The organism is Streptomyces sp. NPDC002935 (genome assembly GCF_040611295.1).
Taxonomy (GTDB): Bacteria; Actinomycetota; Actinomycetes; order Streptomycetales; family Streptomycetaceae; genus Streptomyces.
In genome coordinates, this window is the sequence record NZ_JBEXNW010000001.1 from 31,834 (window position 1) to 43,719 (window position 11,886).

The 11,886-nt window shown below is 70.8% G+C and carries 11 protein-coding genes; 4 read left to right on the plus strand and 7 right to left on the minus strand.

What is annotated here, in order from left to right:
• Positions 1 to 147 precede the first annotated feature (147 nt).
• From recA to ABZX90_RS00140, 4 genes are all read left to right on the plus strand, one after another.
• Complete coding sequence (gene recA / locus ABZX90_RS00125) at positions 148 to 1,272, plus strand: recombinase RecA (RefSeq protein WP_351121651.1); 1,125 nt, start codon at positions 148 to 150, stop codon at positions 1,270 to 1,272.
• Between the two features lie 3 nt (positions 1,273 to 1,275).
• On the plus strand, positions 1,276 to 2,205 hold the full coding sequence (gene recX / locus ABZX90_RS00130; protein ID WP_351121648.1) for a recombination regulator RecX: 930 nt from the start codon (positions 1,276 to 1,278) through the stop codon (positions 2,203 to 2,205).
• 322 nt (positions 2,206 to 2,527) lie between these two features.
• Positions 2,528 to 3,199 (plus strand): helix-turn-helix domain-containing protein, encoded by a 672-nt coding sequence (locus ABZX90_RS00135; protein ID WP_355200471.1) that lies wholly within the window; start codon positions 2,528 to 2,530, stop codon positions 3,197 to 3,199.
• Positions 3,196 to 5,730: an ABC transporter permease gene (locus ABZX90_RS00140; protein WP_355200473.1), complete on the plus strand. Its 2,535-nt coding sequence runs from the start codon at positions 3,196 to 3,198 to the stop codon at positions 5,728 to 5,730. The genes ABZX90_RS00135 and ABZX90_RS00140 overlap by 4 nt, the downstream gene beginning before the upstream one ends.
• A gap of 302 nt (positions 5,731 to 6,032) precedes the next feature.
• Here ABZX90_RS00140 and ABZX90_RS00145 read toward each other — a convergent pair whose 3' ends face one another.
• The 7 genes from ABZX90_RS00145 to ABZX90_RS00175 form a co-directional block, all read right to left on the minus strand.
• Positions 6,033 to 6,443: a rhodanese-like domain-containing protein gene (locus tag ABZX90_RS00145; protein WP_355200475.1), complete on the minus strand. Its 411-nt coding sequence runs from the start codon at positions 6,441 to 6,443 to the stop codon at positions 6,033 to 6,035.
• Positions 6,440 to 7,003, minus strand: a complete 564-nt coding sequence (locus ABZX90_RS00150; protein WP_355200477.1) for a cysteine dioxygenase — start codon at positions 7,001 to 7,003, stop codon at positions 6,440 to 6,442. The genes ABZX90_RS00145 and ABZX90_RS00150 overlap by 4 nt, the downstream gene beginning before the upstream one ends.
• 74 nt (positions 7,004 to 7,077) lie before the next feature.
• The gene (locus tag ABZX90_RS00155) at positions 7,078 to 7,164 is read right to left on the minus strand and encodes a putative leader peptide (RefSeq protein WP_318722129.1); all 87 of its coding nucleotides are present in this window, start codon (positions 7,162 to 7,164) and stop codon (positions 7,078 to 7,080) included.
• 126 nt (positions 7,165 to 7,290) lie between these two features.
• Positions 7,291 to 9,042, minus strand: coding sequence for an FAD-dependent monooxygenase (locus tag ABZX90_RS00160; RefSeq protein ID WP_355200479.1), 1,752 nt, complete (start codon positions 9,040 to 9,042; stop codon positions 7,291 to 7,293).
• Between the two features lie 186 nt (positions 9,043 to 9,228).
• Positions 9,229 to 10,122, minus strand: coding sequence for an amino acid ABC transporter permease (locus ABZX90_RS00165; protein ID WP_351121630.1), 894 nt, complete (start codon positions 10,120 to 10,122; stop codon positions 9,229 to 9,231).
• Entirely contained in the window at positions 10,119 to 10,787 is a 669-nt protein-coding gene (locus ABZX90_RS00170; RefSeq protein ID WP_351121737.1) for an amino acid ABC transporter permease, read from the minus strand. Before ABZX90_RS00170 ends, ABZX90_RS00165 begins: the two co-directional genes overlap by 4 nt.
• A gap of 160 nt (positions 10,788 to 10,947) precedes the next feature.
• The gene (locus ABZX90_RS00175; protein ID WP_355200481.1) at positions 10,948 to 11,790 is read right to left on the minus strand and encodes a glutamate ABC transporter substrate-binding protein; all 843 of its coding nucleotides are present in this window, start codon (positions 11,788 to 11,790) and stop codon (positions 10,948 to 10,950) included.
• Between the last annotated feature and the right edge of the window lie 96 nt (positions 11,791 to 11,886).

Below are 11,886 nucleotides of genomic sequence, written 5' to 3' on the forward strand. Positions count from 1 at the left end.
GAGCTCTCGACGGGGATTTCGGCAGGGTTTCGATGGAGATGTGCCCGAGTTATCCACAGGCCGGACGGGCGTCGGGGCGCATTGTCAGTGGCAGGCGTTAGCGTCTTTGACGTGAAGCGATCGACTCAAGCAAACCGGGTGGAACCCATGGCAGGAACCGACCGCGAGAAGGCGCTCGACGCCGCGCTCGCGCAGATTGAACGGCAGTTCGGTAAGGGCGCAGTGATGCGCCTGGGCGAGCGGCCGAATGAGCCCATCGAGGTCATCCCCACCGGGTCGACCGCGCTCGACGTCGCCCTCGGCGTCGGCGGCCTGCCGCGCGGCCGAGTGGTGGAGGTATACGGCCCGGAGTCCTCCGGTAAGACGACCCTGACCCTGCACGCGGTGGCGAACGCGCAGAAGGCCGGCGGCCAGGTGGCGTTCATCGACGCCGAGCACGCCCTCGACCCCGAGTACGCGAAGAAGCTCGGCGTCGACATCGACAACCTGATCCTGTCGCAGCCCGACAACGGCGAGCAGGCCCTGGAGATCGTGGACATGCTGGTCCGCTCCGGCGCGCTCGACCTCATCGTCATCGACTCCGTCGCCGCCCTGGTGCCGCGCGCGGAGATCGAGGGCGAGATGGGCGACTCGCACGTGGGTCTGCAGGCCCGTCTGATGAGCCAGGCGCTCCGCAAGATCACCGGCGCGCTGAGCCAGTCCCAGACCACGGCGATCTTCATCAACCAGCTCCGCGAGAAGATCGGCGTGATGTTCGGCTCCCCGGAGACCACGACGGGTGGCCGGGCGCTGAAGTTCTACGCCTCGGTGCGACTCGACATCCGCCGCATCGAGACACTGAAGGACGGCACGGACGCGGTCGGCAACCGCACGCGCGTCAAGGTCGTCAAGAACAAGGTCGCGCCGCCCTTCAAGCAGGCCGAGTTCGACATCCTCTACGGGCACGGCATCAGCCGCGAGGGCGGCCTGATCGACATGGGCGTGGAGCACGGCTTCGTCCGCAAGGCCGGCGCCTGGTACACGTACGAGGGCGACCAGCTCGGCCAGGGCAAGGAGAACGCGCGCAACTTCCTGAAGGACAACCCCGACCTCGCCAACGAGATCGAGAAGAAGATCCTGGAGAAGCTGGGCGTCGGTGTGAAGCCCGCGGCGCCCACCGCCGAGCCGGGCGCGGACGCGGCGGTCTCGACAGCCCCGGACGACGCCGCGAAGACGGTGCCCGCTCCGGCTGCCAAGGCCACCAAGGCCAGGGCCGCGGCGGCCAAGAGCTAGTCCATGACACGACGAACCGACTGGGCCGAGTACGCCCACCCCCTCGCCCCCCAGGGGCCGGGGCAGGGGTCCGGCAGGGGCGACGGCGGCTCGGTCGGAGACGGTGACAGGTCGTACGACGGTGCCGGGGGGTACGGCGGTGAGCCGTACGGCGCCGCCGACGGGCTCCATGGCGCCGAGGGTTTCCACGGCGTCGATCCGGACGGTGATCCGGACGGCGGCGGTTCGACGGGCGGTGACGCGCGGTGGGGTGACGGCCTGCCGGGCGGTCACGGTTCGGCGGGCGCGGCCTCCCGGCAAGGTGGACGCGGCGAGGGCGGACCGCGTGGTGGACGAGGGCGTCGGAGGCGTGGCGGTTTCGGTGAGCCGTCCGGCGACCCGCAGGACGGAGGCACCTCCTCCTCGTCGAGGGCCGAGAAGGGGGAGTCCCCAGGGGACCCGGCTGAGCGGGCGCGCGCGATCTGCCTGCGCCTGCTCACCGGGACCCCGCGCACACGGAAGCAACTCGCGGACGCGTTGCGCAAGCGTGAGATCCCGGACGAGGTGGCGGACGCGGTGCTGTCACGGTTCGAGGAGGTTGGGCTGATCAACGACGGCGCCTTCGCGGACGCCTGGGTCGAATCCCGGCACCACGGCCGAGGGCTGGCCAGGCGGGCGCTCGCCCAGGAGCTGCGGACCAAGGGTGTGGAGCCGACGCTGATCGACGAGGCCGTCGGACAGCTCGACTCCGAGCAGGAGGAGGCGACCGCGCGTGAGCTGGTCGCCCGCAAGCTGCGCTCCACACGCGGACTCGACCGCGACAAGCGGCTGAGGCGCCTCGCGGGCATGCTCGCCCGCAAGGGCTACTCCCAGGGCATGGCCCTGCGCGTGGTCCGCCAGGCGCTGGAGGAAGAGGGCGAGGACACGGAAGGGCTCGGGGACGACGGATTCTGATCCCACGGGCTTCCGCGTGAGGGCGCGTCGAGGCACCCGGGTGACCCGGGGCGTCGGAACAGCGTTGTCCGATCACGGGCTCTGGACACGGTGGACGCGCGGGGGCGCCGATCGCGTTCAGGGCCCGGACGTGTGCCCCGACGCCAACTCCCATGAGGGCGACTCCGGCTGACGCCGACCCACCCGGACCCAACGCCCGCTGACGCCGACCCACCCGGATCCAACGCCCGCTGACGCCAACTCCCCCAGACCGGAGTGGGGTTAACCCCCGGTCGAAGACGCCTGGTCACCGCAGTGCACAGACACCTGTGCACAGACGACTGTGTACGCATGGCACAGGGAACCCGGCACACAGGAGACGCCGCCCCCGAAGGGGCCGCCCGCCCCCACCGAACTCTCCGACCTCGCCGCGCTCAAGGCCCTCGCGCAGCCCCGTCGGCAGCGGATCCTGCAGCACCTCACCCTGCACGGCCCTGCCACCTCGGCGACCCTGGCCCGAGAACTGGGGCTCAACACGGGAGCCACCAGCTACCACCTGCGCGAACTCGCTCGCTACGGATTCGTCGAGGAACAGGCCGCGGCGGACGGGCACGGCCGCGAGCGCTGGTGGCGGGCGGTTCCCGGCGACCGACGCTTCCCGCCGCGCAGTCGGCAGAGTCCCAAGATGCGTCTTGTCATGGACGAGTTGAACCACCATGCCTACGCCGCCGACCTCGAACTCTTCGCGCAGGCACAGCTACGGGCCGGTGCGATCGAGGACCCCTGGGCCGACGCCTTCCCTTACTCACGCGGCAGCATCCGGCTCACGCTCCCCGAACTCCGCGCCTTCTTCGAGGAGTACATCGCGCTCCTCAACCGCTACAAGCGCCCGGACGCCGAGACCCCGGCTGGCGCGCGCACCGTACTCACCCGGTTCCTGGCTCTCCCCGCCCCTGACAGCGCACCCGAGAACGAGTCGGCGCCCCACAGCAGAAGAGAGAGTGACCGGTCATGATGCTGCGCTATGCACTGAAGACCGTCCGGGCCCGCAAGGGCGGCTTCCTCGGAGCCTTTCTCGCCCTGATGTGCGCGGCCGCCCTCATCACCGCCTGCGGCACCCTCCTGGAAACCGGCTTGCGCGGCACGATCCGCACCGAGCACTATGCCGCGGCGCCGGTCGTGGTCTCCGCCGACCAGAACGTCCACCAGACGACCGTCAAGCACAAGAAGGGCAAGACCAAGGTCAAACACAAGGCGAAACCGATCGCCGAACGGGCCTGGCTCGCGGACGACCTCGCCGCCCGGCTGCGCCGGATTCCCGGCGTGGCCCGAGTCGTCCCCGAACTGACCTTCCTGGCCCAGCCGTTGACCCCCAACGCGAGCGTCGAGAAGGACCGGCCCGCCTACGGTCACAGCTGGGCATCCGCCGCGCTGACCCCGTACAGGCTCACCACCGGCACCGCGCCCGAGGCCGACACCGACCTCGTCGTCGACCGTCGCTTCGCCGAGCGCGCCCACCTGAAGCCCGGCGACCGGCTCACCGTCCAGTCGACCCGGTCTCCACGCACCTACCGGGTCACCGGAATCGCCGCGCCCGCCACCGACGTGCGCCACCAGACCTCCCTCTTCTTCTCCGCCGCCGAGGCCACGCGGCTGGCCGCGCACCCCGGGCAGGTCACCGCCTTCGGGGTGCTGCCCGACAGCGGCACGGACCTCGCCGTCCTCAAGGAGGACGTGGCCAAGGCGCTGAACGGCACCACCGCGCAGGTCAGTACGGGTGACGACCGTGGACCGGTCGAGTTCCTGGACGCGGCCGCCGCCCGAACCGAACTCGTCAGCATGGGTGGTGCGATGGGCGGCACCTCGCTGCTCGTGGCCGTCCTGGTGGTCGTCGGCACCTTCGCGCTCTCGGTCCAGCAACGCCATCGTGAACTCGCCCTGCTGCGTGCCATCGCCGCCACCTCGGGTCAGATCCGCGCACTCCTGGGCCGGGAAGCCCTGATCGTGGGGGCCGCCGCCGGTGTCACGGGCGCACTCATGGGTCTGCCGCTGGGAAGTTGGCTGCACAGCCGATTCGTCCGGCTGGGCGCCGTCCCGGCCACGCTTCAGCACACCGTCAGTGTCTTCCCACTGCTCGCCGCTGTAGCCGCCACCCTGCTCGGAGCCTGGGCCGCCGCGCGTATCTCGTCCCGCCGCGTCGCCCGCATCCGCCCGGCAGAGGCGCTGGCCGAAGCCCGGATCGAGCGCGCACGCCCCGCCTGGGGACGTGTTTTCGCCGGTCTCGTACTGCTCGCCGCAGGAGCCGTCCTGGTCGCCGTGCTCAGCGTGCTGCGCACCGAGCCCGCCTCGACTCCGGTGACCTTTCTGGCCGTCGTGGTCCTCGCCGGCGCCGTCGCGCTGCTCGGACCGCTGCTGGTCAGGGCGGCCGCGGCCCTGCTCGCGGGCCCCCTGCGGCTGTCCGGACCCGGGGGCCGGCTCGCCCGCGCCAACCTCCGCGGCAACGCCGCCCGCATGGCCTCCGTCGTCACTCCCCTCACCCTCCTCATCGGTATGACCTGCACGGTTCTCTTCGTCCAGCCGACCCTCGGGGACGCCGCCCGCGCCCAGGCCCGCGAGGGCATCCGCGCCGACTGGGTGCTCGCCGCGCAGGGACCCGGCGTCCCGGCCGAAGCCGCCCGTCGGCTGCGTACCCGGCACGACGTCGTCACCGAGGTGGTCCGGACGACCGTCCGCGTGGGCCTCGACAAGTACGCGGCCCAGGGCGTCACTCCGGCCGGCCTGTCCCGCACCTGGGACCCGGACGTCACCGCGGGCTCGTTGAAGGACCTCGGGAACAGCACCGTCGCCGTCAGCGAACTCGCCGCGGACCAGCTCCACTTGACGCCCGGAAGCACATTGCGGCTCACCCTCGGTGACGGCACGCCCGTCCGCCTGACGGTCGCCGCCGTCTACGCCAAGGGCCTCGGATTCGGGGACCTCACCTTCGCCCACGACCTGGTCGCCCGCCATGTCGACAACCCACTCGCCACCTCCGTCCTGGTCAGCACGGCCCGCACACAGACACAACTCGCGACTACGCTCCGTGAGTTCCCGGCGGTGCGTGTTCTCGCTCCGGCCACCGCCGACTCCATCCAGGCGGAGCGCCGACAGGCGAACGCCGAGGTGAACTACCTCGCGATGGGACTGGTCCTGGCCTTCACCGCCATCGCCGTCGTCAACACGCTCGCCATGTCGGTCTCCGAACGGGTCCGCGAGTTCGCGATGCTCCGTCTCGCCGGAGCGACCCGCCGTCAGGTGCTGCGCATGCTGCGGACCGAGGCACTGTCGGTGCTGCTGCTCGCCACGGCGCTCGGCAGCGGTATCGCCCTCGCCGTCCTGACCGCCTTCAGCGTCGGTATGACGGGCACCGCCGCCCCGGCGATCACCCCGCTCGTCCACGTGACGGTCGTCGCGGTCGCCGGACTGCTCGTCCTGGTCGCGACAGCCCTGCCCGCACGCGTGGCCCTGCGGACGCGCCCCGTCGCAGTGGCCACCGCCCAGGAGTGAGAGGTAAGGGGCGGTACGCAAAGGTGGGCGCCCCTTACAACATGGGGCGCCCGGTCCAGATACGAGCGGGCAGTACGTCTCCGTGGGAACGGCTCCGTCCCGCCGGTGTGAGAGACGGTCCCGCTGACGCAGGGGCGATGGTCACCGGTGCGTACACGAGCTGGTCACGCGCGCGTACGGGAGACCGGCTCCCGCGCGTACGGGAGACCGTCGCCGCGGAGTGGTGCGGCCTCCCCCCGGTGAGGCCGTCTCCCGCCGGGCTCCTGCACGTGCGAGAGCCGGCCTCTGTGAGGGTGTGGCGGTCAGCTCGTCGCGTCGGCCGCAACGACCGGAAGACCGGCCTGCTTCCACGCCTGGAAGCCACCGACCAGATCGGTGGCCCGGTGGAGCCCCAACCGGCGCAGGGACGCGGCGGCGAGGCTCGACGCGTATCCCTCGTTGCAGAACACCACGACCCGCAGGTCATGGCTCGTGGCTTCCGGGGCGCGGTGGCTGCCCGTGGGGTCCAGCCGCCACTCCAGTTCGTTGCGCTCGACGACGAGGGCGCCGGGGATCAGGCCGTCGCGTTCGCGCAGCGCGGCGTACCGGGTGTCGACCAGAAGCGCTTCGCCGGCCCGTACGGCCTCGAACGCCTCCTCGGCCTCCACCCGGTCCAGGCCCGCGCGGACCTGTTCCAGCAACGCGTCGATGCCCACGGGCGGCGGGGTGCTCACTGCCAGTCCTCCGGACGCTCGACGTGCTCCAGACGCAGCACCTGGCCCGTACGGCTGTACCGGCGGATCTGCGGGAGCGGCGGGTAGTAGGCGTGGACCGAGATCGCGTGCCTCTCGGTGGACTCGTTGAGTACCTCGTGCACGTGGTGGCGGCCGAAGGAGCGGCCGGTACCCGCGGGCAGCTTTCGTTGCCGGTCGATCTCCTCGGTGAGTTCCAGGGTCTTCCAGCCGTCGGCGGGCAGCCGGGCGGCGAGTGAGTGCTCCTTGAGCTCGCCCGACGCGGTGAGGAAGGCGCCCACCGATTCGGCGTGGTCGTGCCAGCCCGTTCCGGTGCCGGGCGGCCAGCCGATGAGCCAGGCCTCGCTGCCGCCGGGGCCTTCGAGCCGCACCCACGTGCGGCCTTCGGGGTCGAGGGGGAGCGAGGCGATCAGCTCGGCGTCGGCTGCCGTGCGGCGGACGAAGGCGAGCAGGTCGGCCTGGGTGGGGGTATGAGGGGCGGCGGCGACCGCGGCGGAGGCGGAGACGGCGGCGGACGCGGAGACAGAGGGTGACACAGACACTCGGACCGTCCTGAGGGTTCGCGAGAGGAGCGCGCGGTGGCACGAGAGCGGCGCGCGGGGGAAAGGATGCGAAGTCAGAAGGACGGACGACACACGCAGCCCGCATAGCGGACGAGGTCCATATGGACCCTCCGCCACAGGCGCACACAGGTGTCGGTCACGATCCGGAGTACACCATGGTGGCGCAGACCGGTCAACTCACCGTCACCATCTGGACCAGGAATGCTCAAGGATCTGGAAAACCCCAGCTCAGACGGCTACGGACCGTTCAACCGGTTACCGAGCGTTCAACTGCTGCCCGCCGTCGCCTCCGCGGCGGCCTCCGCCTCCGCCGGTCCGCCGAGGGCCGCCTCGGCCGCCTCGTACAGATCGGCCGGGCGGACCCCGCCGAACGCGGTGACGAGGTGTCCGTCGGGGCGGACCAGGAGCACGGTGTGCGCGGCCGCACCCGGGTAGCTCTCCGCGACGAGCAGTTCGGCGGGGTGCGGCAGGGCGGTCACGGCGGCGGCGAGCCGGGGCATGATGCCGGCCGTCACCCAGTGTTTGCGCTCCCACACACCCGTACCCGGGGCGATCAGCACGACGAGCAGGACTCCGCGGCCGAGCCGCTCCCGCAGGGGCACGAACGAGCCGTCCTCCGCGGTCACCCGCACATCGACGACCGGTGCGCCGGGCTCGGTCGCGACGGGGGCGTGCGACTCGGCGTGCGGAGGCGCGAGCGGGGAGTCGGTGTACGCCCCCGGCGCGCCCAGCGGTCCGCGACCCAGGTGGCCGTCCGTGAGCAACGCGTCGTGGCCGCGAGCGGATCCGGGGACGTAGGCGCGCAGACCGCCGCCGCTCCGCAGCAGGGGCAGTACCTGGTCGGCGGCGCGCAGCCGGGCGGCGACCACGGCGCGCCGCTCCGCCTGATAACTGTCGAGGAGTGCTGCGTGCGGGCCGTGGTGCCAGGCGAGTGCCAGCTTCCAGGCGAGGTTGTCGGCGTCTCGCAGCCCTTCGTCCAGGCCCTGGGTGCCGAGGGCGCCGAGCAGGTGGGCGGCGTCGCCGGCGAGGAAGACCCGGCCTACGCGCCACCGGCGGGCGAGCCGGTGGTGGACGGTGTGGACTCCGGTGTCCAGCAGTTCGTACGCGGGCGTGGTGCCCCCGCTCCAGCCTCCGAGGGTCTCCCGGATCCGCGCCACCAGCAGGTCGGGCGTGACCAGGTCCTTGCCCGGGGGCAGCAGCCAGTCCAGACGCCACACGTCCTCGGCGAGGGGACGCGCGGTCACCTCGCCCGCCGAGGGGCCGGACGTCCGCCACGGCGGCATCCGGTGCAGCAACGCCTCGCCGGGCCACGGAAGTTCCGTACGCAAGGCCGCAACGGCGTGCCGTTCGACGGCGGTACGCCCGGGGAAGCGGATGTCCTGGAGCTTGCGCACCGTCGAGCGCGGTCCGTCGCAGCCGACCAGGAAGCTGCCGCGCCACCAGGTGCCGTCGGGTCCCCGGGTGTGCGCTGTGACGCCCGATGTCTCCTGGTCGACGGAGTCGAGGCGGCTGTGCACGGCGACCTTGATGAGCCGCTCGTGGATGATGGCCTCGCGCAGGGCGCCGGTCAGCGCGTGCTGGGCGATGTGCAGCGGGGCGGTGAACTCCTCGCCCTCCAGGGGGCTTTCCGCGCCCCAGGATCCGCCGGTGCCGCGCGCGGCGAGGGCCCCCCGAGGACCCTCGCCCCGCGCGGTCTCGGCGAGCCGGGAACCGGCGGCGCCGTTCGCGCTCTCCGTGCTCCCGGAACTCTCCCCGCCGAACGCGATCTGGCTCATCACCTGCTTGCGTCGCATCGACCGCCATCCGGCCCAATGAAAGCCGGCGTCGTCGAGAGGGAGTCCCGTGAGCCGCTCGACGAGCGCCACCGTGTCCTCGCGCAGCACCACGGTCCGCGCGAGCCGCTGTTCGTCCTTGCCCGGTCCCTCGTCGAGCACCACGGAGGGGACCTCCTGGCGCGCCAGCGCAAGGGCGAGCGTGAGCCCGACGGGCCCTGCTCCGACGATGATCACCGGGTCCACGACGCGGTGCCCCCTGCCCGGAGCTGTGTCCTGAGGGACGTACGGGAACAGGCAGGTGGAGCGGGGTGCACGATCACAGAACGTATGCAACCCATTGCCGCTGCTTGCGTCAAGTGACGGGGGCAGTGGCGATCACGCCACTGCCCCCGTCGTGTCAGATCGATGAACCGTTCATCGGACGACTCGTCAGAATCCGCCCCCGCCCGCTCCCGTCGCCGCGGTACCGGCGATCGACGCGTCGTTCGGGGAGAGCACCGCGCCGGTCGTCTTCTTGCCGCGCCGCAGCCTGCCCTCCAGCCAGGAGGCGAAGCTGGTGATCGCGAAGTTCACCACGATGAAGATGACGGCGACGACGATGAAGCTCGGGATGACGTTGGCGTAGTTGGCCGCGAGCGTGCTGCGCGCGGTGAGGAGTTCCGAGTACCCGATCATCACGCCGCCCAGCGCGGTGTCCTTCACGATGACCACGAGCTGGCCGACGATCGCCGGGAGCATCACCGTGACCGACTGCGGCAGCAGGATGCTGGTCATCGTCTGGCCCTTGCGCAGACCGATCGCGTACGCGGCCTCCGTCTGTCCCTTGGGAAGCGCGAGGATGCCGGCCCGTACGACCTCGGCGAGGACCGAGGAGTTGTAGAGCACCAGGCCGGTGACGACCGCGTAGAACGGACGGTCCTCGCTGGCGATGTTCCCGGACTTGGCGTAGAGCTCGTTCGCGAACAGCATGAGCAGCAGGACCGGGATCGAGCGGAAGAACTCGACCACGGCGCCCGCCGGAACACGCACCCAACGGTGGTCCGACATACGCGCGATACCGAAGACGGCGCCCAGCGGGAGGGCGATCACCATGCTCAGCGCGGCCGCCTTCAGCGTGCCGAGAAGACCCGGCCACAGATACGTGCTCCACGCGTCCGCCGTGGTGAACGGCTCCCACAGGTCCCATTTCAGCTGGCCCTTGTCGTCCATCGCCATCCAGATCCACCACAGGAACAGGGCGAGCAGGACGAAGAAGACCGCCGAGAGGAGCAGATTGCGGCGCTTGGCCCGGGGACCGGGGGCGTCGTAGAGGACGGAGGTCATCGTTTCACCGCCAGTCGCTTGCCCAGCCAGCCGAGAATGAGGCCGGTGGGGAGGGTCAGGACCACGAACCCGAAGGCGAAGAACGCGGCGATGAGGACCGTCTGGGCCTCGTTCTCGATCATCGTCTTCATCAGGCTGGCGGCCTCGGCCACGCCGATGGCGGCGGCCACGGTCGTGTTCTTGGTCAGCGCGATCAGCACGTTCGCCAGCGGGACGATGACCGAACGGAACGCCTGCGGCAGCACGACGAGGCGGAGGGTCTGGCTGAAGCTCAGCCCGATCGCGCGGGCCGCCTCGGCCTGCCCGACCGGGACGGTGTTGATGCCGGAGCGCAGCGCCTCGCAGACGAAGGCCGCGTGATAGCCGACGAGACTGAGCACCGCGAGCCGGAAACCCTGGAGTTCGAAGTTGTCGGGCGCGCCCAGCGTGACACCGAAGATGTCCGCGAGACCGAGCGAGCTGAAGACGATGATGACCGTCAGGGGGATGTTCCGGACGATGTTCACGTAGGCGGTGCCGAACCCGCGCATGAGCGGGACCGGACTGACCCGCATCGCGGCCAGCAGGGTGCCCAGGACGAGGGAGCCGACGGCGGAGAAGACGGTGAGCTTCACCGTCATCCAGAACGCCTCTAGGACGTCGTAACCTTGAAGAAAGTCGAACACGATCTCCCGCGCTTCCGGGTGGTGGCGTACGTGGCGGACGGGGTGGACGCGGCATGCCGCCGCCGCGATCGCGGCGGGCGGCGGCACACCTGCGGAACCCCGCGTGAACCGCGGATTCCTGCGTTGCCCGAGGGTCCCTGCGTGACCTGGTGAACCAGCGTTACTGAACGATCACGCCGATCTTCGGGGCCTGCTCGTTCTTGTACTTCGCGGGGCCGAAGTTCTTCTCGACCGCCGTTTGCCAGGCGCCGTCGGCCACCATCTTCGTCAGCGCCGCGTTGATCTTCTTCTCCAGCTCGGTGTCGCCCTTCTTGACGCCGATGCCGTAGTTCTCGTTGCTCAGCTTGAGGCCGGCGAGCTTGAACTGACCCTTGTACTTGTCCTGCGCGGCGAAGCCCGCGAGGATCGAGTCGTCGGTGGTCACCGCGTCCACGGCGCCGCTCTGCAGGCCCGCGATGCACTCCGAGTAGCCGCTGTACTCACGCAGGTTGGCCTTGGGGGCGATGGTCTTCTTGACGTTCTGTGCCGAGGTGGAACCGGTCACGGAGCAGAGCTTCTTGCCGTTGAGGTCCGTGCCCTTGGTGATGTCCGAGTCGGACTTGACGAGCAGGTCCTGGTGGGCCAGCAGGTACGGGCCGGCGAAGTCGACCTTCTGCTTGCGCTCGTCGGTGATCGAGTAGGTGGCCGCGATGAACTTCACGTCGCCGCGGGCGAGCGCGTTCTCACGGTCGGCGCTCTTGGTCTCGACGAACTCGATCTGGTCGGGCTTGTAGCCGAGCTGCTTGGCCACATAGGTCGCGACGTCCACGTCGAATCCGGCGTAGGAACCGTCCGGCTGCTTCAGGCCGAGACCGGGCTGGTCGTACTTGATGCCGACCTTGATCTTGCCGCCGCCCGAGGGCGAGGACCCGCTGTCGTTCTTGTCGTCCGAACCGCACGCGGTGGCGGTCGCGGCGAGAGCGAGGACGGCGGCCGAGGCGGCGGCTGCCTTGCGGAGCTTCATGGTGAACATCCTTTGAGTGAAGAAGTACGGGCCATCGACGGTCAGGTGACGTGAGTGGTCCCCCGCGCGTGGGGACGTCAGGATCCCCACGCGCGG